The organism is Methylobacterium sp. P5_C11 (assembly GCF_054049775.1).
Genome location: NZ_JBFULS010000032.1, coordinates 17,726 through 43,908 on the forward strand (window position 1 = coordinate 17,726; position 26,183 = coordinate 43,908).

General features: G+C 70.9%; 21 protein-coding genes. 10 read left to right on the top strand and 11 right to left on the bottom strand.

The window, feature by feature from the left end:
- The first annotated feature begins 1 nt into the window (after position 1).
- The 6 genes from ACXJKQ_RS17135 (at position 2) to ACXJKQ_RS17160 (ending at position 10,356) form a co-directional block, all read left to right on the top strand.
- Entirely contained in the window at positions 2-463 is a 462-nt protein-coding gene (locus ACXJKQ_RS17135; protein WP_457106935.1) for a response regulator, read from the top strand.
- On the top strand, positions 460-2,181 hold the full coding sequence (locus ACXJKQ_RS17140; protein WP_457106936.1) for a response regulator: 1,722 nt from the start codon (positions 460-462) through the stop codon (positions 2,179-2,181). Before ACXJKQ_RS17135 ends, ACXJKQ_RS17140 begins: the two co-directional genes overlap by 4 nt.
- A 197-nt stretch (positions 2,182-2,378) precedes the next feature.
- Complete coding sequence (locus ACXJKQ_RS17145) at positions 2,379-5,609, top strand: PAS domain-containing protein (protein ID WP_457106937.1); 3,231 nt, start codon at positions 2,379-2,381, stop codon at positions 5,607-5,609.
- 83 nt (positions 5,610-5,692) lie between these two features.
- Positions 5,693-6,826, top strand: coding sequence for an FAD-binding domain-containing protein (locus ACXJKQ_RS17150; RefSeq protein WP_457106938.1), 1,134 nt, complete (start codon positions 5,693-5,695; stop codon positions 6,824-6,826).
- Positions 6,827-6,908: 82 nt separating this feature from the next.
- Entirely contained in the window at positions 6,909-7,514 is a 606-nt protein-coding gene (locus ACXJKQ_RS17155; RefSeq protein ID WP_457106939.1) for an SOUL family heme-binding protein, read from the top strand.
- Between the two features lie 277 nt (positions 7,515-7,791).
- Complete coding sequence (locus ACXJKQ_RS17160) at positions 7,792-10,356, top strand: TonB-dependent receptor (RefSeq protein ID WP_457106940.1); 2,565 nt, start codon at positions 7,792-7,794, stop codon at positions 10,354-10,356.
- A 406-nt stretch (positions 10,357-10,762) separates the two neighbouring features.
- Here the strand turns inward: ACXJKQ_RS17160 and paoC are convergent, their stop codons facing one another.
- The 8 genes from paoC to ACXJKQ_RS17200 all read right to left on the bottom strand — a co-directional run bounded on the left by paoC (position 10,763) and on the right by ACXJKQ_RS17200 (position 18,368).
- Positions 10,763-12,982: an aldehyde oxidoreductase molybdenum-binding subunit PaoC gene (paoC, locus tag ACXJKQ_RS17165; protein ID WP_457106941.1), complete on the bottom strand. Its 2,220-nt coding sequence runs from the start codon at positions 12,980-12,982 to the stop codon at positions 10,763-10,765.
- 3 nt (positions 12,983-12,985) lie between these two features.
- Positions 12,986-13,936, bottom strand: coding sequence for an FAD binding domain-containing protein (locus ACXJKQ_RS17170; protein WP_457106942.1), 951 nt, complete (start codon positions 13,934-13,936; stop codon positions 12,986-12,988).
- Positions 13,933-14,523, bottom strand: a complete 591-nt coding sequence (gene paoA, locus ACXJKQ_RS17175; protein WP_457106943.1) for an aldehyde dehydrogenase iron-sulfur subunit PaoA — start codon at positions 14,521-14,523, stop codon at positions 13,933-13,935. Before paoA ends, ACXJKQ_RS17170 begins: the two co-directional genes overlap by 4 nt.
- 363 nt (positions 14,524-14,886) lie before the next feature.
- Positions 14,887-15,087 carry a hypothetical protein gene (locus ACXJKQ_RS17180; RefSeq protein WP_457106944.1) on the bottom strand — a complete coding sequence of 67 codons (201 nt, stop codon included), beginning with the start codon at positions 15,085-15,087 and terminating at the stop codon, positions 14,887-14,889.
- A 136-nt stretch (positions 15,088-15,223) separates the two neighbouring features.
- Positions 15,224-16,042: a putative bifunctional diguanylate cyclase/phosphodiesterase gene (locus ACXJKQ_RS17185; protein ID WP_457106945.1), complete on the bottom strand. Its 819-nt coding sequence runs from the start codon at positions 16,040-16,042 to the stop codon at positions 15,224-15,226.
- Complete coding sequence (locus ACXJKQ_RS17190; RefSeq protein WP_457106946.1) at positions 15,970-17,334, bottom strand: diguanylate cyclase domain-containing protein; 1,365 nt, start codon at positions 17,332-17,334, stop codon at positions 15,970-15,972. The genes ACXJKQ_RS17185 and ACXJKQ_RS17190 overlap by 73 nt, the downstream gene beginning before the upstream one ends.
- A 21-nt stretch (positions 17,335-17,355) precedes the next feature.
- Complete coding sequence (locus ACXJKQ_RS17195; RefSeq protein ID WP_457106947.1) at positions 17,356-17,685, bottom strand: MHYT domain-containing protein; 330 nt, start codon at positions 17,683-17,685, stop codon at positions 17,356-17,358.
- Positions 17,686-17,909: 224 nt separating this feature from the next.
- The gene (locus ACXJKQ_RS17200) at positions 17,910-18,368 is read right to left on the bottom strand and encodes an NUDIX hydrolase (protein ID WP_457106967.1); all 459 of its coding nucleotides are present in this window, start codon (positions 18,366-18,368) and stop codon (positions 17,910-17,912) included.
- A gap of 245 nt (positions 18,369-18,613) precedes the next feature.
- On the opposite strand from ACXJKQ_RS17200, the gene ACXJKQ_RS17205 reads away from it, so the two are divergent.
- Positions 18,614-19,087, top strand: a complete 474-nt coding sequence (locus ACXJKQ_RS17205) for a CYTH domain-containing protein (protein ID WP_457106948.1) — start codon at positions 18,614-18,616, stop codon at positions 19,085-19,087.
- 350 nt (positions 19,088-19,437) lie between these two features.
- On the opposite strand, the gene ACXJKQ_RS17210 is transcribed toward ACXJKQ_RS17205, so the two are convergent.
- Positions 19,438-19,965 carry a hypothetical protein gene (locus ACXJKQ_RS17210; protein ID WP_457106949.1) on the bottom strand — a complete coding sequence of 176 codons (528 nt, stop codon included), beginning with the start codon at positions 19,963-19,965 and terminating at the stop codon, positions 19,438-19,440.
- Positions 19,966-20,147: 182 nt separating this feature from the next.
- Positions 20,148-20,387, bottom strand: a complete 240-nt coding sequence (locus ACXJKQ_RS17215; RefSeq protein ID WP_457106950.1) for a hypothetical protein — start codon at positions 20,385-20,387, stop codon at positions 20,148-20,150.
- Between the two features lie 588 nt (positions 20,388-20,975).
- Here ACXJKQ_RS17215 and ACXJKQ_RS17220 point away from each other — a divergent pair.
- The 3 genes from ACXJKQ_RS17220 to ACXJKQ_RS17230 all read left to right on the top strand — a co-directional run bounded on the left by ACXJKQ_RS17220 (position 20,976) and on the right by ACXJKQ_RS17230 (position 24,618).
- Complete coding sequence (locus ACXJKQ_RS17220; RefSeq protein ID WP_457106951.1) at positions 20,976-21,194, top strand: hypothetical protein; 219 nt, start codon at positions 20,976-20,978, stop codon at positions 21,192-21,194.
- A gap of 74 nt (positions 21,195-21,268) precedes the next feature.
- Positions 21,269-22,840: an ABC transporter substrate-binding protein gene (locus ACXJKQ_RS17225; RefSeq protein ID WP_457106952.1), complete on the top strand. Its 1,572-nt coding sequence runs from the start codon at positions 21,269-21,271 to the stop codon at positions 22,838-22,840.
- Positions 22,841-23,295: 455 nt separating this feature from the next.
- The gene (locus ACXJKQ_RS17230) at positions 23,296-24,618 is read left to right on the top strand and encodes an MFS transporter (protein ID WP_457106953.1); all 1,323 of its coding nucleotides are present in this window, start codon (positions 23,296-23,298) and stop codon (positions 24,616-24,618) included.
- Between the two features lie 185 nt (positions 24,619-24,803).
- On the opposite strand, the gene ACXJKQ_RS17235 is transcribed toward ACXJKQ_RS17230, so the two are convergent.
- Positions 24,804-25,637, bottom strand: coding sequence for an outer membrane protein (locus ACXJKQ_RS17235; RefSeq protein ID WP_457106954.1), 834 nt, complete (start codon positions 25,635-25,637; stop codon positions 24,804-24,806).
- Positions 25,638-26,183: the final 546 nt, after the last annotated feature.

Here is a 26,183-nt window from a genome sequence, read left to right on the forward strand (position 1 = left end):
GATGGCGGGACTGAAGCCCATCCTCCTGGTCGAGGACAACCCGAACGACATCGAGCTGACGCTGGCGGCCCTCGAATCGAGCCAGCTCGCCAACGAGATCGTCATCTGCCGCGACGGCGCCGAGGCCCTCGACTTCATCTACCGGCGGGGTGCGTACGAGAAGCGGCTGGCCCAGGATCCCGCCGTGGTCCTGCTCGATCTGAAATTGCCCAAGGTCGACGGGCTGGAGGTGCTCGCCAGGATCAAGGGCGACCCGGCCACCCGCAAGATCCCCGTGGTCATGCTGACCTCCTCCCGCGAGGAGACCGACCTGGTGCGGTCCTACGACCTCGGGGTGAACGCCTTCGTGGTGAAGCCCGTGGGCTTCGATGAGTTCTTCGTGGCGATCAAGGAGATCGGCGTGTTCTGGGCGCTGCTCAACGAGCCGCCGCCGTTCCGGGGAGGCTGGCCATCGAACGCGTGATCGGAAGCGCCGCGGGCTCGCTGCGCATCCTCCACCTGGAGGACAGCGACCTCGACGCCGAGCTGATCGAGGCCGAGCTGGAGATGCTCGGGCATCCGATCGAGATCGAGCGGGTGATGACCCGCGACGACTTCGCCCGCTCGGCGATGCCCGGCCGGCACGACCTGATCCTGGCGGACTACGTTTTGCCGACCTTCGACGGGGTAAGCGCCCTCGGCATCGCCCGGGCGCAATGCCCGGACATCCCGTTCATCTTCTGCTCGGGCACGCTCGGCGAGGACGTGGCCGTCGAGGCCCTGAAGAACGGCGCCACCGACTACGTCGTCAAGCAGCGCCTCGACCGGATGCCGCGCACGATCGTCCGGGCGCTGGCGGAGGCGCGGGCGCGTGCCGACAAGCGCGCCGCCGAGGCCGCCCTGCAGGCGCTCAACGAGACGCTGGAGGTGCGCATCGCCGAGCGCACCCGGGAACTCGCCGAGGCGAACGCCGCCCTGCAGGCTCAGATCGTGGAGCGGGAGCGGGCGGAGGACGCCCTGCGGCTCGCCCAGCGCCTCGACGCGGTCGGGCAGCTCACGAGCGGCGTCGCGCATGACTTCAACAACCTGCTCACGGTCATCGCCGGCAACATCGAGTTCCTGGAGCGCGCCGTCTCGGACGCCCGCTCGAAGCGCCGCCTCGACATGATGCGCGGAGCCGCCGAGCGTGGTGCCCGGCTCACGGCGCAGCTTCTCGCCTTCTCCCGGCGCCAGCGCCTGGAGCCGACGCCCGTCAGCCTGAACCAGACGGTCGGCTCGATGCGCGACCTGCTGCAGAGTTCCATCGGCGGCGCGGTCCGGATCGAGACGACGCTCCAGCCCGACCTGTGGCCGGCCCTGGTCGACGCCACCCAGATCGAACTCGTGATCCTCAACCTCGCCATCAACGCCCGCGACGCGATGGCGGTCGGCGGCCGGCTCGCCATCGAGACCGCCAACGTCAGCGTCACCGGGGCGCCGACGCGGCCCGAGCAGCCGTCGCCCGGCAGCTACGTCATGGTGGCGGTGAGCGACACCGGCACCGGCATGACGCCGGACGTCCTCGCCCGGGTGTTCGAGCCGTTCTTCACCACCAAGGAGGTCGGCAAGGGATCGGGTCTCGGGCTCGCCCAGGTCTACGGTTTCATCAAGCAGTCCGGCGGCGGCATCCGCATCGACACGGCTGCCGGCGAGGGCACCTCGATCAAGGTCTATCTGCCGCGGGCCGCGGAGACGGCGGCGCCCCGCGCCCTGGTGCCGATGGAAGCCGCGCGCCCGCGCCCGCCCGGGAACAAGCCCCAACTCCTGGTGGTCGACGACGACCCCGAGGTGCGCGAGGTGACCACGACCCGCCTGGTCGAGGCCGGCTACGCCGTGCGCGAGGCGGCCTCCGGCCTCCAGGCCCTGGCCGCCCTCGAGGCGGACCCGGGCGTCGACCTCGTGGTGATGGATTTCGCCATGCCCGGCATGAACGGGGCCGAGACGGCGGTGGAGATCCGGAAGCGCTGGCCGGCGCTGCCGGTGCTGTTCGTCACCGGCTTCGCCGATACCACGGCGCTGACGGAGGCCGGCACCGTCGGGGCCGACGGGATCGTGCTGAAGCCGTTCCGGGTGGGCGAGCTCGAGGGCAAGGTCGCCGCCGCGCTGGCGGCCCGCCCGACGGCACAGCTCCGCCTGATCTCGGGCCGCGACAAGAGCGCCTGAAGCGCCCGCGCGGCGGGCCGCCGGACGGCGCGACGCCGCCGGCCCGGTTGCGCCGCACCGCGTGCTGGGGCACCGATGGGGTGCGGACGCCGCGCGGCCCGCCACGCCGGCGCGATGGCCGCCGCCTCGGCCGGTCCTGCGACCGGTCCGGTGGTGTGAGGCCAAGGGACACACACCGTGGAGCCCGTCTGGATCCGATGTCTGAGATCGTGAGGACCGCGTTTCCACCCTTCCTCGCGGATGGCGGGGAGATGGGTGCCCGGATGCGCGCCCACGACTGGTCGGGTTCGCCGCTCGGACGGCCGGAGCGCTGGGCGCCCTGTCTGCAGGCGACGGTGAGCCTGATGCTCGGATCCCGATTCCCGATGTTCGTGGCGTTCGGACCCGACCTCGTGTTCCTCTACAACGAGGCCTACGCGGAGATCCTCGGCGACAAGCATCCCGCGGCGCTCGGCGACCGCTTCTGCAACATCTGGTCGGAGATCTGGCCGGAGATCAGGCCGCTGATCGACTCGGCGCTCGCCGGCGCGGCGACGTGGTCCGAGAACATGCCGCTGGTCATGAACCGGAACGGCTACGACGAGCCGACCCGGTTCACCTTCTCCTACTCGCCGGTGCGCGACGAGGCGGGCCGGGTCGCCGGCATGTTCTGCGTCTGCACGGAGACGACCGGCCGCGTCCGGGCCGAGGAGCGCCTGCGCGAGGCGGAGGCGCGGATCCGCGCGCTGACCGACCACCTCCCGGGGGGCTACGTCTTCCAGCTGGCCACCCCCCTCGACGGCTCGGACCGGCGCTTCCTCTACGTCTCGCAGGGGTTCGAGCGCATGACCGGCGTGGCGGCCGAGGCGGCGCTCGCCGATCCGGCCGCCGCCTACGACCTGATCCTGCCGGATTACCGGGCCGGGATCGCCGCGGCGGAGGCGACCGCCATCCGCGACCTCGCGCAGTTCGACGTCGAAGCGCCGATGCGGCGCCCGGACGGGAGCCTCGTCTGGACCCGTATCATCTCGGCGCCCCGTCGCGTCGGCGACATCGTGATCTGGGACGGGCTGCATCTCGACGACACGGCGCGGCGGCGGACCGAGGAGCAGCTGCGGGAGAGCGAGCGGCGCCTGCGGCTCGCCACCGAGGCGGCGGAGATCGGCCTCTGGGACGTCGACGTCGTCGCCGGCACCCTGTTCTGGCCGGCGCGGGTCAAGGCGATGTTCGGGATCTCGGCCGACGTGCCGGTCTCGATGGCCGATTACTACGCCGGCCTGCATCCCGAGGACCGGGAGGCCACGAGCGCGGCCTACGCCTCCGCCCTCGATCCGGTGCGGCGTGCCGTCTACGACGTGGAGTACCGTACCGTCGGCCTGGAGGACGGCATCGTGCGCTGGGTCGCCGCCAAGGGGCGCGGGATCTTCGAGGACGGGCGCTGCGTGCGCGTGGTCGGCACGGCGATCGACATCACCGCCCGCAAGCAGGCTGAGGAGGCCCTGCGCGCCAGCGAGGCGCAGTTCCGCGTCCTCTCGCAGGTGCTGCCGAATTTCGTCTGGGCGACCGACGCGGCCGGAGCCGCGGACTGGTTCAACGAGCGCGTCTATGCCTATGCGGGCCGGCCGCCGGGCAGCCTCGACGGCGCCGGGTGGCGGGCGGTCATCCATCCCGACGACCAGGAGCGGGTGGCCGAGGAATGGCTGGCAGCGGTCCGGTCGCGGACCGACTACCAGTCCGAGTATCGCCTGCGGCGCGCCGACGGGACCTTCCGCTGGTTCCTGGCGCGGGCTCAGCCGGTCCTGGCGGCCAATGGCACGGTCGCCCGCTGGGTCGGCACCAGCACCGACATCGACGACCAGAAGCGGCTCATGGCCGAACTCGTGCGCTTCAACGAGACCCTGGAGCAGCGCGTGGCCGAGCGTACGGCCGAGCACGACCGGGTCTGGCGCAACTCGCGCGATCTGCTCGCCGTGGTCGGAGCCGACGGCATATTCCGCGCCGTCAACCCGGCCTGGCACTCCATCCTCGGGCACGAGCCGGCCGAGGTGGTGGGCCGCAGCTTCCTGGACTTCGTCTGGCCCGAGGATGCGGATCCGACCCAGGCGGCGCTCGACGCGGCCGCCGCCGCGCACGACCTCACCGACTTCGAGAACCGCTACCGGCACAAGGACGGGACCCCCCGCCTGATCTCCTGGCGCACCTCTCTCGAGGGGGACCGGGTCTACGCCTACGGCCGCGACATCACCGCCGAGAAGGTCCAGGCCGAGGCGCTGCGGCACGCCGAGGAGGCGTTGCGGCAGTCGCAGAAGCTGGAGGCGGTGGGCCAGCTCACCGGCGGGGTGGCACACGACTTCAACAACCTGCTCACGATCATCCGCTCGTCGGTGGACTTCCTGCGCCGGCCCGATCTGGCGGAGGAGCGGCGCTCCCGCTACCTCAACGCCGTCTCGGAGACGGTGGACCGCGCGGCCAAGCTGACCGGGCAGCTCCTCGCCTTCGCGCGGCGGCAGGCGCTGAAACCCGAGACGCTCGATGTCGGGGCGCGGCTGCGCAGCGTGGCCGACCTGCTCGACACGGTCACGGGCGCCCGCATCACCGTCGTGACCGACCTGCCGGACCATCCCTGCTTCATCCGGGTCGACCTCAGCCAGTTCGAGACCGCCCTGGTCAACATGGCGGTGAACGCCCGGGATGCGATGGACGGCGCGGGCACGCTGACCCTGCGGCTGCGCTGCGGCGCGGCGCTGCCGCCGATCCGCGGCCATGCCGGCGCGCCCGGCCCGTTCGCGGCGGTCTCGCTCACGGATACCGGCTCGGGCATCGGGCCCGACGTGCTGGCCCGGGTGTTCGAGCCGTTCTTCACCACCAAGGAGGTCGGCAAGGGGACAGGCCTCGGCCTGTCCCAGGTGTTCGGCTTCGCCAAGCAATCCGGCGGGGACGTCGCGGTCGAGAGCGCGCCCGGCCGCGGCACCACCTTCACGCTCTACCTGCCGCAGGTCGAGCCCGAGGGCTCCGGCGGCGACGCCGCCGCCGAGACGGACGCCGTCGATCCCGGCGGCGCGGGGCAGCGGGTGCTGGTGGTGGAGGACAACATCGAGGTCGGCCGCTTCGCCACGCAGATCCTGGAGGATCTCGGCTACGAGACCACCTGGGCGGCGAATGCCGAGGCGGCCCTGGATCAGCTCGGGACCGACGGCGCGGTCTTCGACGTCGTGTTCTCCGACGTGGTCATGCCCGGCATGGGCGGGATCGCGCTGGCCCGGCTCCTCCGGGAGCGGATGCCGCACCTGCCGGTGGTGCTGGCCTCCGGCTACAGCCACGTCCTCGCCCAGGAGGGGACCCGCGGCTTCGAGCTGCTGCACAAGCCCTACTCCGCCGATCAGGTCTCCCGCATGCTGCGCAAGGTCATCGGCGCCAAGCGGGTGCAGCCGAAGGGCGGGCGCCCCTGACGTCCGGGCGGATCGGGGATCGGGTGACGCTCGTCCGGGCTCCGACAGGCTGACGATCGCGGCGCGGGGCCTAGATCAGGGGCATGCCCCGTCCTCCGCTCCCCATGACCCGCGCCGCCGGCCTCGAGGCCCTGGCCGCCTTCCTGTCCGGCCCCGGCGCGGCCTACGCGGCGGACCGGAACACGGATCGCGGACCCGACGGGACCCCGACGACCTCGGTGCTGTCGCCCTACCTGCGCCGCCGGCTGCTGACCGAGGACGAGGTCGCCCGGGCGGCGCAGCGCGCCTTCGGCCCGAAGGGGGCGGAGAGCTTCGTCTCCGAGGTGTTCTGGCGAACCTACTTCAAGGGTCACCTCGAGACCCACCCGGGCGCCTGGACGGCCTATCGCGACGGGCTGGCAGCGGCGCGGGCGCGTCTCGCGGCCGAGCCCGGCCTGCGCCGGACCTACGAGGGGGCCGCGGCGGGGTGCACGGGGCTCGACGGCTTCGACGCCTGGGCCGCCCAGCTCGTCGAGACCGGCTGGCTGCACAACCATGCCCGCATGTGGTTCGCGTCGATCTGGATCTTCACCCTGCGCCTGCCCTGGGAACTGGGGGCGGACCTGTTCCTGCGGCATCTCCTCGACGGCGATCCGGCCAGCAACACCCTGTCCTGGCGGTGGGTGGCGGGCCTCCACACCCCGGGCAAGTCCTACCGCGCCCGCCGCGACAACATCCGCCGCTACACGGAGGGCCGCCACGATCCCGCCGGGCTCGACGAGACGGCCGCGCCGCTGGAGGAGGCGATGCCCCCGCGGGAGGTGCCCCTGGCCCCCGCCGACGCCCCGCCGGACGGCGCGGCCGCCCTGCTCCTGCACCTCGACGACCTTCATCCGGAGAGCCTTCCGCTCGGGGCCGCGCGCGTGGTCCGGATCGGCGGCCTCCTCGCCCACGCGGAGGGGGCGGCCGACCGGGTCCGCGCGGCCGACGCGGCTGCCCTGGCCGATGCCCTGGGCCGGGCGGAGGCCCATTTCGGCTGCGCGGCCGCGCCGGTGCGGGAGGGCTGGGCCGGCGACCTGCCCGTGGTGACGGCCTGGACCCCCGTCGGCCCCTCGGCGGACGCCCTGCCGCAGGGCTGCCTCCGGGTTCGCCGGGCCTGGGATTCCGCGGCCTGGCCCCGGGCGACCCGCGGCTTCTTCCGCCTCCGCAGCGCCATCCCCGACCTGATGGAGGCCTGACGCCGCAGGCGGGCGTCGCCCCGCGCTCGCGACGCCATGTGTCCGGGACAGCGGGACGACGCCCGCGCCCGGAGGTTCCGCCATGGACAGGGTCCTGTACGCGCTCGTCACGATCCTGGAGTCGGTGCTCGGGATCTTCGGCGTGCGGGCGCTCTACGAGCAGCCGGCCTACACGGTGGTCGAGCGCCTCGACCGCGGGGTCGAGATCCGGGGCTACGCGCCCCGTCTGGCGGTCGAGACCGACGCCCGCGGCCAGGGCGACGGCGCCGCCTTCGGGCGGCTGTTCCGCTACATCGCCGGCGCGAACCGGGCGGGCGCGCGCATCGCCATGACCGCGCCGGTAGAGAGCGACGGGCAGCGCATCGCCATGACGGTCCCGGTGGAGCAGGACGGGACCGGCACGATGCGGTTCTTCCTGCCGCGCGCGGTGGCGGCTGCCGGCGCGCCCGCGCCGACCGAGTCCGGGATCCGGCTGGTTGAGGTCCCGGCCGAGCGGATCGCGGCGTTACGCTTCTCGGGGCGCCTCACCCCGGAGGCGCGGGCCGCGCAGACGCGCGTCCTCACCGACGTGCTGTTGGCGGCCGGCCGGAGAGCCGACGGGCCGCCGTTCGTCATGGGATACGATCCGCCCTTCGCGATCCCGTTCCTGCGTCGGAACGAGGTGGCCGTCCGCCTCGCATCCCTGTGAGTTCCGGGGCCGGCCAGCCCCGGCGGTCGCGCCGGATCGGCCCGCCCGCGTTCGTTGCGCAATCATCCCGGGTAGATCGTCTGAATACTCCCAATACCTGGAGATAAGCTTCTGATTTTGTGATCTTTTGGACACATTGACCGCCATTCGAGCATCCGGACCGCAGAAGACGGGGATTAAACAAAATGTGAGTTGAGGTCCGGATCCGACCCGACATCAGTCAGGCTCGCGCAGCCGACGAGAAGCGGCGCGCCATGAAGTCAGGTTGGGGGAAGACATGCACGCCCTACGAGGCAGCTTGATCGCGTCGGTGGCCCTGCTGCCGGTGGCCGCCCAGGCTCAACAAGCCGTCACGCTCGGGGAGATCAGTGTCGTCTCGACGTCGCCGGTGGGTGCGGGCGGCGGCAATTCCAGCGGCGCCCAGATCCTCGACACCGACGCCCAGACCGCGCCGACGCTGCCGGCACCGGCCGGCGGGGTGCGCCTGCGCGGCGCCGAGCAGCCGCTCAACAAGATCCCCAGCACGGTGGAATCGGTCACGGCGCGGCAGATCGAGATCGACCGGGGCTCCGACAACGTGATCGCCACGCTGGCGCGGCAGACGCCCGGGGTGAACCTCAGCGACTCCCAGGGCAATTCGAACCGGGTCGATCTCACCTACCGCGGCTTCACCGCCTCGTCCGTGCAGGGCGTGCCGCAGGGGCTGGCGGTCTACCAGAACGGCGTGCGCATCAACGAGGCGTTCGGCGACGTCGTCAACTTCGACCTGATCCCGCCGCAGGCGATCCAGCGCATCGACGTGGTCACCGGCAACCCGGTCTTCGGCCTCAACGCCATCGGCGGCGCGGTCAATTTCCAGATGAAGAACGGCTTCACCTGGCAGGGCACCGAGATCTCGGCCTGGGGCGGCTCGGATGCCCGGACGGCCGGCTACGTCGAATACGGCAAGATCTCGGACAACTGGAGCTTCTACTTCACGGGCGACGGCCTGAACGACCGCGGCTGGCGTTACGAGAACCCGAGCACGATCGGGCGGCTCTACGCCGATCTCGGCTACCGCTCGCAGGATTCGGAGTTCCACCTGATCGGGCTGGCCGCCCGCAGCTTCTACGGCGCGGCGGCCGCCACGCCGGTGGACTTCACCCACATCGATCCGCGGGCGATCTTCACCAACCCCCAGACGCAGACGACCCAGGTCGGCTCGCTCCAGCTCACCGGCCGGGTCGACCTCTCGCCGACCTGGGACATCGCCGGCAACGCCTATTACCGGCGCTTCAGCGAGCGGTACGTCGACGGCAACCAGGGCAACTTCGAGAACTGCAGCAGCCGCGGCAGCTTCCGGGGCTTCCTCTGCTACCAGGACGACGCGTTCAACGTGAACGCGCCGCCGGCCAGCCAGGCGGCCGCCCGCCGCGCCTACGCCAACCAGTTCACGATCCTGGGCCTGAACGGCCGGCCGATCCCCTTCCGCAACGTCCCCTACGGAACGATCGACACCACCTTGACCGAGGCCGAGGGCTACGGGGGCTCGCTGCAGGCCACCAACCGCGACCGGATCCTCGGCCTGCCCAACACCTTCGTGGTCGGCGGCAGCGTCGATGCAGCGACGTTCGCGTTCAAGTCGCAGAGCACCCTGGGTGTCATCAACCCGGATCTGTCGATCACCACCGATCCAAACAACCCCTATTACGGGATCATCCCCGGGCTCGGGACCTCCTTCCTCCGGACGGCGGCCGCCCTCGGCATCGCCCCGACCTCGGTCACCGGGTCGACGCTGTATCTCGGCCTCTACGCCACCGACACGCTCGACCTCACCGACCGCCTGTCGCTCACCGCGGGCTTCCGCCTGAACTACGCGCGGATCGAGACGCACGATCAGACCACCTTCGCGCCGGACCTCAACGCCGCGCACGAATTCACCAAGGTCAACCCGCTGGCGGGCCTGACCTACCAGTTCGACCCGGCGCTCAACCTCTATGGCAGCTACTCGGAGTCGAACCGGGCGCCCACGCCCCTGGAGCTGTCCTGCGCCAACCCGAGCCAGCCCTGCCTGCTGCCGAACTCGCTGGTGTCCGACCCGCCGCTCAAGCAGGTCAGCGGCCGGACCTACGAGGTCGGCTTCCGGGGTGTGATCCCGAGCTTCCTGTCGGGCGGCGCACTCACCTACAAGGCCGGCGTCTTCCGAACCGACCTGACCAACGACATCATCGCGATCGCGGTCGGCGGCAACGCGGCGCGGGCCTATTACACCAACGTGCCATCGACCCGGCGTCAGGGCATCGAAGTCGGCGGTGAGTACGCCGTCACCCCCGACCTGATGATCTATGCCAACTACGCCCTGATCGACGCGACCTTCCAGTTCGACCAGACCCTGTCCTCCCCGAATAACCCGCTGGCCAATGCCGACGGATCGATCGAGGTGCGCAAGGGCAACAAGATCCCGCTCATTCCGGATCACCAGATCAAGGCCGGATTCGAGTACAGCATCACGCCGAACTGGCGGCTCGGGCTGAACGTGTCGGCCTTCTCCGCCTCCTATTACCGGGGCGACGAGTCGAACCTCAACCGCAAGCTGCCGGCCTACTACGTGATGAACCTGACGACGAAGTACCAGGTCACCAAGAATCTGGAGATCTTCGGACTGATCACGAACCTGACCAACAACCGCTACGCCACGTTCGGCACCTTCGCTCAACCGGGGGCGATTGCCGGCAGCCTGTCGATCAACGATCCGCGGACCACGACCCTGGCCCAGCCGCTGTCGCTCTATGCCGGCCTGACCTACCGGTTCGGAGCGGACCCGGTGCCGATGGCCCCGGAGCCGATCATCCGGAAATACTGATCCCGTTTCCGGGACACTGATGCGAGGCGCCGCGGGGGATGCGGCGCCTCCGCCCTGATGACGCGCCTGCCGTCCGCGGCCGGCCGGCGGGTCGCCTCGCTGCAAACCCAGGTGCCGGCGCTCCCCCCTCCGGTCACGAAGCGCCCCACGCCGTGCCTCTGCACCACCACTGCCGACCGCGGCGACGAGGGAAGGGCCTGAACGGCCCCCCGCCCAACCCTGCGCGATCTCCTGCGCAGGACCCTGACGGCGCGATCCCGGGCGACGCCAGCGCAGGGAACGGCGCCCCCGCCCGCGCCTACGACGCGGACGGCCGGCTCGTGATGCGAGCTTCGACCGCGGCGACCGTGAGAACGCGCCCTCGGGCAGCGGGGAGGTCCACGCCGGACGCCCCCCCGCGCCGCGCTCAGGCCGCGTCCGGCATGCGGTCGAGGAGCTTGTCGAGGGTGATCGGATAGTCGCGCACGCGGATGCCGGTCGCGTTGTAGACCGCGTTCGCCACCGCGGCGGCGATCCCCGAAATGCCGAGCTCGCCCACACCCTTCGCCTTCATGGGCGAGGACATCGGATCGACCTCGTCGAGGAAGATCACGTCCTGGTGCGGGATGTCGGCATGGACCGGCACCTCGTATCCGGCCAGATCGTGGTTGGCGAAGAAGCCGCGCTTCGTATCGACCGCCAGCTCCTCCATCAGGGCTGCCCCGGCGCCCATGACCATCCCGCCGATGACCTGGCTGCGGGCCGATTTCGGATTGAGGATGCGCCCGGCCGCGCAGACCGCCAGCATCCGCCGGACCCGGATCTCGGCGGTGTCGACATCGACGCCGACCTCGACGAAATGCGCCCCGAAGGTCGAGACCTGCTGCGACTTCGAGAACTTGCCGAACTCGATCGCGTCCTCGGCCACGAGCTCGCCGTCGGCAGCGGCCTGGGCCAGCGGGATGGCGCGGTTGCCGGCGCGGACCTCGCCGTCCTCGAACACCGCGTCGGTGGCGTTGAAGCCGAGCTTCTGCGCGACCGCCTCCCGCAGCTTCACGCAGGCCGCGTAGACGCCCGCGGTCGACGAGTTGGCGCCGAACTGGCCGCCCGAGCCCGACGAGACAGGGAAGTCCGAGTCGCCGAGCCGCGCCACGACCCGGTCGAGGGGCACGCCCATCATCTCGGCGGCGGTCTGCGCGAGGATCGTGTAGCTGCCGGTGCCGATGTCGGTCATGTCGGTCTCGACCGTGACCGTTCCGGTGCCGTCCAGGCGCACCCGGGCGCCCGACTTCATCACCATGTTGTCGCGGAAGGCCGCCGCCATGCCGAGGCCGACGAGCCACTGCCCGTCCCGAACCTGACCCGGCTTCGGGTTGCGCTTGGCCCATCCGAACCGCTCGGCGCCGAGCCTGAGGCAGCCGACGAGGTCGCGGTGGGAGAAGCGCAGGTCCGGCTGGGTCGGGACGACCTGCGTGTCGTTGCGGATGCGGAACGCCACCGGGTCGAGGCCGAGCTTCTCCGCCATCTCGTCCATGGCGACCTCGAGCACCGCCAGACCCGGAGCCTCGCCGGGGGCGCGCATGGCGTTGCCCTCGGGCAGGTCGAGACGGGCGAGCTTCATGGCGGTCAGGCGGTTCGCCCCCGCGTAGAGGTACTTGGTCTGGTTGACCGCCGTCTCGGGATCGCCGTCCGGCAGGTTGCCGGAGGTGCTCTCGTGGGCGATCGCCGTGATGGTGCCGTCCCGCGTCGCGCCGATCCGGACCCGCTGGATCGTGGCCGGGCGGTGCGTGGTGTTGTTGGCGATCAGGGGACGCGTCAGCGCCACCTTCACGGGGCGGCCCGCCGCCTTGGCGGCCAGCGCCGCCAGCACCGCGTCGGCGCGCACGAACAGCTTGCCGCCGAAGCCGCCGCCGACATACGGCGCGTCGAGGCGGACCTTGTCCTTCGGCAGGCCGAGCATCTTGGCGAGGCTGCCGTGGCCCCAGCCGATCATCTGGTTGGCGGTCCAGAGCGTGACGCGGTCGCCGTCCCAGGCCGCCGTCGTGGCGTGCGGCTCCATCATGGCGTGGCTCTCGTCGGCGGTCGTGTAGGCCGCGTCGAGGGTCACGGGCGCCTGCGCGAAGGCCCCCTCGAAGTCGCCGACGCGCTCCTCGCCGTCGCCGCCACTGCCCTCGCCGGTCCCGGCCGGGACCGGCTCGGCGGTCTTCGCCGCCGCCGCGAGGTCGAAGGCACCCGCCTCGGGGGCGTAGTCGACCTCGACCAGGAAGGACGCCGCCCGGGCCTGCTCGAAGGTCTCGGCCACCACGACGGCGATCGCTTGGTGGTAGTGCTGGATCACGTCGCCGCCGAACAGGTAGGCGACGTTCATCACGCCGCGCTCGATCCGCGGCGTGTCGAGGGTGGTGACGACCGCGATGACGCCGGGGGCCTGCCGCGCGGCCGCGGTGTCGATGCCGCGGACGCGGCCCTTGGCGATGGCCGAGCCGAGCACGTAGCCGTAGGCGGCCTCGGGCGCCGCGTCGTGGCGCTCGTAGGCGTAGGGGGCGGTGCCGGTGGTCTTGTACTTGCCGTCGATGCGGTCGGTGGCGTGGCCCACGACCTTGAGGCGGTCGATCGGGTTCGGGCCGGCGGGGGTGTCGAACTTCATGGCTCAGGCCCTCGCTTGATTGAGCGCGGCGCCGAGGGTCCGCTCGGCGAGCTTCAGCTTGTAGGCGTTCTCGGGGGTCGGCTTGGCGCCGGCGAAGACCCGGTCGGTCACCGCCTTGGCGCCCTTCGGCAGGTCGGCCTCGGCCGCCTCGTCCCGCCAGGGCTTGGCGGCGACGCCGCCGAAGGCGACGTGCCCGGTGCCGTCCTTGGCCAGGATGGCGGCCACCGAAACCAGCGCGTAGGCATAGGAGGCCCGGTCGCGGACCTTGCGGTAGATATGCGTGCCCTCGACCGGAAGGGGCAGCGTCACCGCGGTGATCAACTCGCCGGGCTTGAGGTTCGTGTCGCGCTCGGGCGCGTCGCCGGGCAGGCGGTGGAACTCGGCGATCGAGATTTTTCGCGCGGCGCCCTCGGCGTCGATTGTCTCGACGGTGGCGTCGAGCACGCGCATGGCCACCGCCATGTCGCCCGGATGCGTGGCGATGCAGGCCTCGCTGCCGCCGATCACCGCGAGCTGGCGGCTCACTCCGTCCAGCGCCGAGCATCCAGAGCCCGGCTGGCGCTTGTTGCAGGCCTGGGCCGTATCGTAAAAATACGGGCAGCGGGTCCGCTGCAGCAGGTTGCCGGCGGTGGTCGCCTTGTTGCGCAGCTGGCCCGAGGCGCCCGCGAGAAGCGCGCGGGCGAGGACCCCGTACTCCTTGCGCACCCGCGGATGGGCCGCGAGGTCGGTGTTGCGCACCAGGGCGCCGATGCGCAGGCCGCCCTCCGCGGTCGCTTCCACCCTGTCGAGGCCGAGGCCGTTCACGTCCACGAGGTGGCGCGGGGTCTCGATCTGCAGCTTCATCAGGTCGAGGAGATTCGTGCCGCCGGCGATGAACTTGGCGTCGGGCGTGCGGGCCACGGCGGCGGCGGCCTCGGCAGGCGTATTCGGGCGCTCGTACGTGAAGGACTTCATGCCTGCCCCCCGGCGACTTCGGTCATCGCCGCGACGATGTTGGAATAGGCGCCGCAGCGGCAGATGTTGCCGCTCATGCGCTCGCGGATCTCGGCCTCGGTGACCCGGGGCGCGGCGTCGAGGTCGACGGTGACGTGGCTCGGGATGCCGGCCTTGATCTCCTCCAGGACGGCCACGCCCGAGCAGATCTGGCCCGGGGTGCAGTAGCCGCACTGGTAGCCATCGTGCTTCACGAAGGCCGCCTGCATCGGGTGGAGGGTATCGGGCTGCCCGAGCCCCTCGATCGTGGTGATCTCGGCACCCTGATGCATGATCGCCAGGGTCAGGCAGGCGTTGATGCGCCGCCCGTCGACGATCATCGTGCAGGCGCCGCACTGGCCGTGGTCGCAGCCCTTCTTGGACCCGGTCAGGTGCAGGTGCTCGCGCGCGGCGTCGAGCAGGCTGGTGCGGGTGTCGAGTTCGAGGGTGCGCCGCTCGCCGTTCACCGTGAAGGTGACCGTGGCGAGGACCGGCGCGTCGGCCCGGGCGGTGGTCTGTGTGGTGCCGGCACCCTGCTCCTGGGGCGCGGCGGCGGTAGCTCCCACCATCAAGTCTTTCTCCGGTTCAGATCGCAAGAGCAGGGACGGGGCGTCTCCGTGTCCGGGCCGAGGCCGCCGCCGACACGCGCCGGTCCATCGAGGACGGGATACAAGGGGACACACCGACACCCTGGATTGGCTCCAAGGTAGCGCCCACGCCCGCGATGGTCAGGGGTCGGGGGGATCGTCTTCGCAAAAATTGCAGGCCCCGAAGTCGGAGGCCGCGCGGTCGCCGGCCCGACCGATGACGCGACGCATGGGCAGCGGTCGCGTCGTGGCGCTGCGGGGCGCGCCCGGCGGCGGCCGGGCGTCGGCGCCAAACGAAAGGGCCGGCCCGAAGGCCGGCCCTCACGGTCCGCGCCGCGGGGATGCTTACTCGGCCGCCGTCATCTCGGCGGTGTAGTGGCCGCACCAGTCCTGGGCGGCGACCACCGGCCAGAGTCCCTTTGACTCGGGCGCCGGCTGGCTGACCGGCGGGTTGAAGCGGCACAGGCCGCCATCGTTCTGCGCGACGGCGCCATTGCCCTTGTGTTCGTCGAAGAAGCGGCAGGTCTCGCACGTGGCGTTCATCATCAGGCTCCTGTGGTGCCGGCGGCCGGGGGACGGTTCCGGCTGGAACGGAGAGGCTGGACCTTAGAAACGATCCAATCTGCCCAGCCAACGTCCCGTCCATCCGGCAGGTTCCCAACCCGGTGCCCGGCGCGGTCGCTCAGCCGACCGCCGACAGGATCGGTCCCGCCGGTGCCGACGCCTCCGCGGAACCGCCGACCGCCGCGGCGTAGTCGGCGATCGGGCGCGGCTTGCCGAACAGGTAGCCCTGCATCTCGCCGCAGGCCTCCTCGGTGAGAAACGTCATCTGCGCGTGGGTCTCGACGCCCTCCGCGACGACGCCCATGCCGAGGCTGCGGCCGAGGCTGAGCACGGCGCGCACGATCACGGCCGCCTGGGGTCCGGTCCCGAGCTGCGCCACGAAGGAGCGGTCGATCTTCAGCCTGTCGAACGGGAAGGCCTGGAGGGTGGCGAGGGAGGCGTAGCCGGTCCCGAAATCATCCATGCTGATCCGGATGCCGTAGCTCTTCAGGCGCCGGAGGATGCCGACGGCCCGCGCCATGTCGTTGATGATGATGCTCTCGGTGACCTCCAGCTCCAGGCGGTCCGGCAACAGTCCGGTCTCGGCCAGGATGGCCAGGACGGTCTCGGGCAGGTCCGGTTTCTGGAACTGCCGCGGGGAGAGGTTGACGGCGACCTTCAGGGGCTGCGCCCAGTGCGCCGCCTCGCGGCAGGCCTCGCGCAGCACCCAGTCGCCGAGCGCCACGATCACACCGGTCTCCTCGGCGACCGGCACGAAGACGCTCGGCGCGACGCTGCCGCGGACCGGATGGGTCCAGCGCAGGAGCGCCTCGAACCCGACGAGCGCACCCGTGTGGCCGTCCACCTGCGGTTGGTAGTGCAGGCTCAGGGTGCCGTCGTCCAGCGCCTGGCGCAGGTCGCGTTCGAGCACCCGGCGCTCCTCGGCCTCCTCGTCCATGGCGGGGGTATGGCGGGGGTGAAGATCCGGAACGTGCCGCGGCCCCCGGCCTTCGCGCGGTAGAGGGCGAGGTCGGCGCGCCGGTACAGGGGCTCCGCCTCCGTCCCGTGCTCGGGCGCCTGGGCGATGCCGATGCTGAGGCCGACGCCGATCCGGTGACCGGCCACGCTGAACGGACTCCCGAAGAGCGCGATCAGGCGCTCGGCCAGGACACCGGCCTCTGCCGATCCCCCGGCGGAGAGCACCGCGAATTCGTCGCCCCCGAGCCGGGCCACCGCGCCCTCCCCCGAGATCGCCCGAAGGCCGGCCGCCACGCGCCGCAGGAGCTCGTCTCCGGCCTGATGGCCGAGGCTGTCGTTCACGCTCTTGAAGCCGTCGAGGTCGAGGTACAGGATCGCGCAGGCGCCGCCGCGCTGGATGAGGTCCGCGAGGCTGCGCTCGAGGGTCTCGTGGAACAACGCCCGGTTCGGCAGGCCGGTGAGCACGTCGTGGCGGGCCAGGCGGGCCACCTCGGCCTCCGCGGCCTTCCGCTTGGTGATGTCGGTGAAGGTCCGCACGAAGCCGCCATCCGCCAGGGGCACGGTACGAATCTCGAGGACGAGGCCGTTCGGCCGCGCCCGCTCGTGGACCTGGGTCTGCCCGGCCTCGCCGCGCTCGATCCTGGCCCGGATCGAGCGATCCGGGCGCCGGCGCTCGCGGCGACGGGCCTCGTGGCGCAGTACCGCCCGGTAGTTCGGCTGCGCCTGCATCATCGGCCGGGGCAGGTCGAGGAGCGCCAGCGCCCGCTCGTTGCACACGCGCACCACGCCGCCCGCATCGACCATGATCAGACCCTGGTCCATGCTGTCGAGGGTGGCGTCGAGCAGCAGGGCCTTCTCCCGCAGCATGCGGCCCTGACGGGCCAGGGCGGTGTTGATCCGGCGCAGATGGTCCAGCATCAGGGTCAGGGCCGCGAAGGCCAGGATTACCGCCATCATCGCGGCGATGCCGCCGGCCAGCACACCGCGGGCGAGGCCGCGCTGCGGGACCGCCTGGGCCGGGTCCGGCACCACCCGGGCGGCCGCCATGGCGAGGAAGTGCAGGATCGCGATGGCGAGGGTCAGGACGGTGGCGGCGGCGAGCCGGGCACGGCCACCCGCGCTCCCGACATGGATGGCCATCCCGACCGCCGCGAGCAGGCAGCCCGCCGCAATCGCCGTGACGGCCAGGGCCGGATCCCAGGTGAAGTGGCCCGGCAGCCGCACGCCGGCGATGCCGAGGAAATGCATGCCGGTGATGCCAACCCCCAGCACCAGGCCGGAACCGGCCCCCGCTCAGGACCGCGGTGCGGTCCGGGCGAACAGGAAGGCCCCGGTGGCCGCCGCGACGGCGACGACCAAGGAGAGCAGGGTCGTGCGCGGCGCGTAGCCCAGCACCACGCCTGGATCGTAGCCGAGCATGCCGATGAACTGCGTGCTCCAGATCCCGGCCCCGATCGAGAATCCCGACGCCAGGAGCCAGATCGGCCGGTACCCGTCCGTGCCGAGCTGGACACGCTGTTCCAGCCGCAGACCGACCGCGCAGGAGATCCAACACACGCAGGCCGCCAGCGCGACCACCCGACCGGTGTGTTCCTCGCTCAGGCCGGCGAATGCGCGATACATCGAGGAGCCCCGGCCATCTGCGATGGACGGAAGCCTAGCGTAAGAATACCAATTAGAAGTTGCATATTGACCGACCGATCACGGAAGCGCGATCGTCGGCGGACTGCTTTCGCGAGGAACGCAGCCCTATTGGGCTGTCCGGTTACCGATCGGGATTGGATCCCGGGTTCGGCGCGGCAGCCGATCGTCGCCCGATGTGGAGCCTGGTGGCCGCCCGGTCGCCTTCAGAGGCGGCCATCGCCCCGCCGCGCCGCGAAACCCACCAGCAATTGCTGGAGTTCGTCCTCGTGGACGAGACGTGCCGCCTCCTCGGGCCGGAACCATTGCAGTGTCCGCTGTTCCCGCTCCGGCCAGCGCTCGTGCTGGGCCTCGACCCGGAGCGGGTAGACGCGCACCCTGCAGGGGAAGGCGCGCCCATGATCGAACCGCTTCTGATAGTGATACCGGCCGACCGGGTTCGCCGCGATCTCTCCCTCGAGCCCGGCCTCTTCGTAGGCTTCCCGCTGGGCGGCCTGATGGGGCTTGCGGCCGGTCATCGGCCAACCCTTCGGGATGATCCAGCGCCCGGTGTCCCGCGAGGTGATCAGAAGGATCTCGATCCGACCATCCGAATCGACGCGAAACGGCAGGGCCGCGACCTGCTTGAGCGGCTTGACGGGCGCCTTCTGGAGCAGCTTCTTCAGGCTCGGCCGCTTGGATGCCGTTTTCAGTTCTGACCTCGGGACTGTGAGGGGACGGGAGTTCTGCGGATGTTTCTGCAGGGGATGAACACCTGGCGCTTTGATATAGTTTAACACATTCGAATTGCAGCAGGCGCGGATTGCCATCGAGCCATGCCTGTAACGCGGCGCTCAACCTTCGCCGGCGAGCTTGCCTTGGGGCGGGCAGTCCGCGAAAACTTCTGCATCATACGGCCACGAGGCGCGGCATGCCTGTCGAGATTGAGCGCAAGTTCATCGCGAACCCATCGGTTCTGGCGCTGTGCCAGGCAGGGATCCCACTCGTTCAAGGCTATCTCTACACCGATGCGGCCAACACGATCCGCGTCCGTCGCGCCGGGGAGCACACCTTCGTCACGTGGAAAAGCCCGCGCCGCGGCGTCAGCCGGGACGAGGTTGAGTTCCCCATCGCGCCGGAGGACGGCGCGGCGCTCCTCGCCACGGTGCCGCCGGAGCGGCGGCTGGAGAAGACTCGCTACCGGATCGCGCATGCCGGCGCGGTCTGGGACGTCGACGTGTTCGGCGGGGCGCTCTCGGGCCTGATCCTGGCGGAGATCGAGCTGACGCACGAGGATCAGCCGGTAGATCTGCCGCCCTGGGTCGAAGGGGAGGTCACCGACGACGCGCGCTACCGCAACTCGCGGCTCGCCGCGGGACGGGTGCCGGAGCGGCAGGCGGCCTGACCGGCACGGCGTCCGTTAGAACGAGGACCCGAACATCCGGAAGCGTCCCCCAATTTGAACGGGATGCCCCGGAGACTGATCACTTGGACGCAGGCCGTTACCGCCGGCGTACCGCGCCCACGCTTCGTCGGATGGGCCGAGGCGATCGTGGTCGGCATCTGCGCCGACGACCGATTGAGCCGATTCTGGACTCGGTGGAGCCCCTGGCCGAGGACGTCGGGGTCACGGCCTGGATACAGCAGCGGGCGCCCAGCAGAGTTGTGAGGCCTGGCTGCGCGGATGGCTCGAAAACGTCAGGCCGTTCTTCGCCTGACGGCAGGATCGAACGGCAGCCGTCCTCCCCCGGGGATTCAGCGAAGAAAATGCGGGAGCCGGCGCTTCCAGCGTTCGCCGGGGCGCAACTCGGCCGCCCGCCGCCCTGTCGCACCCCGCGGCGATGGCCCCTGACCGGCCGCGGCCGGCACGGGCGGCGCCTCGTCGACGGGCGGAGCCGGCGGTGCGATCGGACGCGGTCGCGAGACTGTCCGCGAGGCGACGTCCGGACCGGCCGCGGGAACGCGCGCCGAGCGCGGACGCCGCACCCGCGTCTCCGGCACGGTCGTGGCGGCGGGTGCGGCATCCGCCTCGGCCGGGGCCTGGAACATGGGCACGAGGCTCGGCAGGACGCGCCGAACCGGTGCCTCCGGCTCCTTCCGCTCCGGGCGGGGCGCCGGCGCCGGCGCCGGCCCCGCCCCCGCCCCCGCCATCGCGGCCTGCGCGAGTTCCGGCCACAGGGTCTTGTCCGGGTGCCGACGCGCATCGGCGGACGTCAGCGATGTGCGGGCCGAACGGGTCTGCTTGACTTCGACCATGAACGGTCGCGCGCTACGGCGCTTCATGTAAGTTGATCCTTGGAAGCATTCGAGCCCGCATGTCGGGGGCACGAACACGCCGAGGTTAAGCCTGATCTCGGCCCTTGTCCAGAAAGTCGAACACGTACTCGTTAAATTTTCTTGTAGTTGAGAGCGGCTCGCATCCTATCCGCGTGCGGCGCCGGGAAACAGAATTCGTGTTCGCGCGATCAGGCAGCCTGTGCGGAGGCGTGAACCCGGGTTCGTTGCTGTGCGGCGGGATGGGCCGCGTCGAACAGGGCGCGATAGAGCGCGGCGGGCGTCCGCGCCTGTCCGCCGCCATCCGTGATCGCGACGTCGGCCATGCCGGCTGCGATCAGACTCATGCCCTGGTCGAGGGCGGTCAGCACCGAGGCGTGCTGGTAGGCGAAGCGGCGCGCGGACAGGCGTGCGGTGACGGTGAAGTTCATGATGGCAATCCTGAAAGTCCGAGCCTCGGCGAGGATCGGACGGCAACGAGGCGCCCGGCGGACGCACGTGCTCGGGCGACGCCGCCACAGCAGCCGGCGTCCCGGCTTCGTCCCGCCCAATAAAGTTTTTGTCTTGACGAAAACTTGTCTAGACCGGAGGTCCTCCCAAAAACCCGCAATCGACGGCACGGCTGTGCCTTTGCCAGTCGGGGTGCGGTCCCGGTCCCGGTCCCAGTCGCGGCGCCGATCCGGGCAGGGCCAGGTACAGAAGGGGTCGCCGCGTCTCGGCCTCCCCAGGCGGGCCGCAGCCCTGGCGCCGCCGATGCGCGTCCGTCCGAGCTTTCGACGCAGGAGATCCGCCGCGATGCGGAGGGCTCCATGGGCAACGCGAACCACAACTCCAGGAAATTCGGCGCGCCTCCGTGCAATTTTTGCGTGCCGACCTCTACCGTGCGGGTCGCCTGTTACATTATGAATGCCGGGGCCAGTCCGAGCGCCGGAGCCCGACCTCCGATGGGATCCAAGTCACCCCCTCCCGATCGACACCCCGGGGCTGCGGCCTCGGAGGACGACCCGTTCGATCGCCGCGTGCCACCATCCGCGACGGGACGGCTCCTGCAGCGGATCGCCGAGGCCCTGCAGATCCCGGCGGCCGCCCTGTACACCCAAAGCGGCGGGGGGCGGAACGATGCGACCCCCGGCGAGGCGGAGACCGAGGCCCTGCTGCGGGCCTACCGGCGGATCGACGATCCGCAGCTACGCCGTCGCCTCCTGATCCTCACGCAGGGCCTGGCGGAGCGCGGCTGAGCGGGGCCGCCCGTGACAGGGCTGGCCCGCTGCGTGCTAACCTTCGGCTGATTTCAACGCGGAAGCGAGTCGGCATGCTGAACAGACGATCCTTCGTGGCTTTGTCGGGGGCCGCACTCGCCGCGCCCGCCCTCGCGCAGAGCCCGGCCTCCCGGGTCCTGAAGTTCATCCCGCAGGCCGACCTCACGGTGCTCGATCCGATCTGGACGACCGCCTACGTCACGCGGAACCACGGTCTCGCGGTGTTCGACACGCTCTACGGTACCGATGCCGCCTACGCGGCCCAGCCGCAGATGGTGGCGGGCCATACGGTCGAATCCGACGGCAAGCTCTGGCGCCTGACCCTTCGGCCGGGCCTGACCTTTCACGATGGCAGCCCGGTTCTCGGCCGCGACTGCGTGGCGAGCATCGCCCGCTGGGGCAAGCGCGACGCGATGGGCCAGACGCTCATGGCCTACACCGAGGAGCTTTCGGCCCCCGACGACCGGACCATCCAGTTCCGCCTGAAGAAGCCCTTCGCGCTCCTGCCGGAGGCCCTCGGCAAGGTCGGCTCCTCGATCTGCGCGATCATGCCGGAGCGGCTCGCCAAGACCGATCCGTTCACCCAGGTGACCGAGATGGTCGGTAGCGGCCCGTTCCGCTTCAAGGCGGACGAGCGGGTGGTCGGCGCCCGGGTCGTCTACGAGCGCTTCGACAAATACGTCCCCCGCGAGGACGGCACGCCGCAATGGACCTCGGGTCCGAAGCGCGCCTTCATCGACCGGGTCGAGTGGCATGTCATCCCCGATCAGGCCACCGCCGCCTCGGCCATGCAGACTGGCGAGATGGATTGGTGGGAGCAGCCGCCGGCCGATCTCGTGCCCACGCTCGGCGGGCTGACGACGCGGATCACCGACCCGACCGGCCTCATCGGCTGCCTGCGGATGAACCAGCTCCAGCCGCCCTTCGACAACCCGGCGATCCGGCAGGTGCTGCTGAAGGTCATCGACCAGACCGACTTCATGCAGGCGGTGACCGGCACCGACCCCAAACTGATCCATGTGCCGACCGGGTTCTTCTGCCCGGGCCTGCCCATGGCGAGCACTGTCGGGCTGGACGCCCTGACCGGCAAGCGCGACGACGCGGCCGCCAAGGCGGCGCTGGCGGCGGCGGGCTACAAGGGCGAAAAGGTGGTGCTGATGGGCGCCTCGGACTTCCCGAGCCTGAAGGCGCTCGCCGACGTGGCGGCCGACATGCTCACGCGCGCCGGCTTCAACGTCGACTACCAGATCATGGACTGGGGCTCGGTGGTGCAGCGGCGCGCCAAGAAGGACCCGGTCGCCCAGGGCGGGTGGAGCGCCTTCTGCACCTTCTGGGCCGGGCTCGACCAGGCCAACCCGGCGGTCAGCGCCTTCCTGCGCGGGACGGGGGCGAGCGCGGCGATCGGGTGGCCGACCAGCGCGGCGATCGAGGGGCTGCGCGATCAGTGGCTGGACGCCCCCGACACCGCCGCCCGGAAGAAGCTCGCAGACGCGCTTCAGCAGCAGGCCTTCACCGACCTGCCGTACCTGCCCCTCGGGCAATACTTCAACCAGACCTCGTTCAAGCCGTCCCTGACGGGCGTCCTCGACGGCGTGCCGGTGTTCTGGAACGTGAAGAAGGGCTGAGCGGGCCGGGCATCGGCACGCGGATTCATCCCGCGCGGCGCGGACGTCTCACGCGGCCGGGGGCCGAGCGGCGGCGTGCCGCTCGAAGGCCCTCTCCGTCGTCGCGTCCGCAGGGGCGACGGGTCGCCGATGCGGCGGCGGCCCGGCCGAAGCCCGGTCCGGGGATCGCCAGCGGCGTCCGGGCCTACGCTGGCGCCCCAACCGTCAAGGGATCCGGTCCTCCGAAGGCTCGGAAGCGCTTCCCAGGCGCGCCGGCTGCGGGTTAAGCAGGGGCGGCACAGGTCACCCCCAGAGATGACCAGCCCGCGAGGAAGCCCGAGATGACACGCCCTGTCCGCCGCCCATGTGGCTGCGGACGGTGCCGTCCGGCCCCGTGCGGGCTCGGCCGTGACCTGGATCGATCCGGACCCGCGCGGTCCGGCCGGAACCCATGACACGCCGCGAGGACAGGCCCCATGACAGGCTCCTTCGACGACACCGCCCTGGAACGCTCGGCGATGCGCCGGATCGGCTGGCGGCTCGTGCCGTTCCTGATCCTCGCGTACTTCGTCTCCTTCCTCGACCGCGTGAATGTCGGCTTCGCGGCGATCCAGATGAACCACGACGTCGGCCTGTCCGCGACGATGTTCGGCTGGGGCGCGGGGATCTTCTTCCTCGGCTACTTCCTGATGGAGATCCCCAGCAACCTGATGCTGGAGCGCTACGGGGCGCGGCTGTGGATCGCGCGGATCATGGCGACCTGGGGGCTGATCTCCGCCGCCATGGCCCTGGTCCAGGGGCCGTGGTCCTTCATCGGCCTGCGCTTCCTGCTCGGCGTGGCCGAGGCGGGCTTCTTCCCCGGCGTGATCCTCTACCTCACCTACTGGTTCCCCTCCGCCTACCGGGCGCGGATCGTCGGGATCTTCATGATCTCGATCCCGATCTCGTCCTTCCTCGGCTCGCCGATCTCCGGGGCGCTCCTCGGCCTGAACGGCTGGGGGCTGCGCGGCTGGCAATGGCTCTTCATCCTCGAGGGCCTGCCGGCGGTGCTGATGGCCTTCGCGGTGCTGTGGCTGCTCCCGGACGGCCCGCGGGATGCGGCCTGGCTGCCCGCGGACGAGCGGGACTGGCTGAAGCGACAGCTCCAGGCCGAGGCGGCGCGCAACACCCGGCGAGGCCAATCCGGGTCGCCCTCCATGTGGGAGGTGCTGCGCGACCGGCGGCTCGCCCTCTTCGCCGCCATCTATTTCGGCTCGACGGCGAGCAGTTACGGGCTGTCGTTCTGGACGCCGCAGATCGTCAAGAGCTTCGGCCTCGGCAATTTCGAGACCGGGCTCCTGAACAGCATCCCGTACGGATTCGCCTCGGTGGCCATGGTCCTCTGGGGCCGGCACAGCGACCGGACGGCCGAGCGGCGCTGGCACCTCGCCGTGGCGTTCCTGGTCCTGGCACTCGGCCTCGCGGCCGGCACGGTCCTCTCGGGGCTCGGCCCGGTCGTGGCGGCCCTGACGGTCGCGGCGGTGGGCGTCTACATGCTGAAAGGCCCCTTCTGGGCGCTGGCGACGGAACAGATGCCGCCCGCGGCGGCGGCGGCGAGCATCGCGGCCATCAACGCGGTCGGCAATCTCGGCGGCTTCCTCGGTCCCTACCTGATCGGCGCGATCAAGGACGGGACCGGCAGCTTCACCTTGAGCCTCCTGCCCCTGGTGGTGTTCGCCCTGCTCTCGGCCGGCCTGTCGCTCGTGCCGGGCCGCTCCGCCGGACCGGACCGCAGCGCGCATCGGCCTTCGGCGGTCTGACCGGGGGGCAAGGCGGCCCCCGCGGCCTCGGCGGCCGCACCTCCACCGCTGGTGCGGCCGCTGCAGGTCCCCCGAACGACACCGGGGCCGCTTCCTCTCGGAAGCGGCCCCGGCGGGCATCGTGCGGTCCCGGGCGAAGATCGCGGTCCTGTCGGACCCCGATCTTCGGACCCGTCGATCGGGTCTTAGTAGGATCCGAACTTGTAGTTTAGGCCGGCGCGGACGACGGCGAACTYGTCGGAGCGGCGGCCGACGCCGCTGTAGACGACCGGGAAGTTGTTGGCGGCGTTGACGACGAGCGCGCCCTGGCTGCGGGTGTTGCGGTCGAGGTTGACGTACAGGCCTTCGACCTTGAGCGTCACCGCCGAGGAGCGGAAGAAGTTCAGGAACGACTCGGTGGGCAGGGCGTACTCGATGCCGCCGCCGACGGCCCAGCCGGTGCGGAAGCTGTCGTTGCCGGCATAGCCGCCGAACGAGCGGTCGGCGCTGCCCGAGCCGTAGGCGAAGCCGCCGGTGCCGTACACGAGGGTGCGGTCGAAGGCGTAGCCGAGGCGGCCGCGCACGGTGCCGAAGAAGTCGAGGCTGGAGAGGCCGCGCGGATCGGTGACGTAGTAGCCGGGGGCCAGGGCGCCATTGATGAAGGCGCTGTTCCGGTTACGGCCGAAGTCGAGGTACTGGGCATCGGCCTCGACGCCGAACACGACGCCGGAGCCGGGGGTCAGCTGCCAGTTGTAGCCGATCTGACCACCGCCGGAGAAGCCGTCCTGGCTGCTGTTGCGGAAGGTGGCGACGGTGCCGGGGGCGGCGTAGGGGAACGGCACGCCGAAGCTGTTGCCGGTGGAGCGGCTGCTGGCGTCGAAGGCGTAGCCGGCGTTGATACCGAAGTAGGCGCCCGTCCAGGTGAACACCGGGACCGGGGTGAACACCGGCGGCGGAGCGGCCCGGCGCGGAAGGTCGGCGGCCGAAGCGGCGCCGGTGAGGGCCGTGAAGGCGGCGAGCGAAGCCAGGAGCTTGGTCATGTCGGTCATCCAGAGTTGTGATCTGACAGCAAGGCTACCGGGCACTGAGGAAAATAGCTGTAGTTTTACGGACACACCGCCCGATGATGAGCCGCGGTGTCATAGTAAATCGTTTATGAAGACAAGGCGGAAACCCGAAATACATCGCGCGGCCCCAGAAAGAGCGCGGCAACATTTTGGTCGCGCTTTGGTTGCACAGGATCGGGCACTCGGACGTCGCCCGTTGCATCAGAGCCACAGGCGGGTCGTGCGGCCCGCACGCGAAAAGGCCAGGGTCGGCCTATCGGTCGTGATCCGGCCGCGGGCCACGCCGCCTATCACCGCAGTGGCGCCATCCGTCGATCCCCCGGACCCTCGATGCTCCCGCGATCGCGCGCCCGGTGAGACGCCGACATGTCCGTGTCGTCGGATTACCGACTTCGGCATGAGCGGCCGGCTCGGATGACGGCTCGACTATCGATCGGGTGTCCCGATCCGAGGTTATCACTCCCGTTACCACTGGGAAAATAGACGGGATCGAGACTCGTTGTTCCGGCTGACCGATCG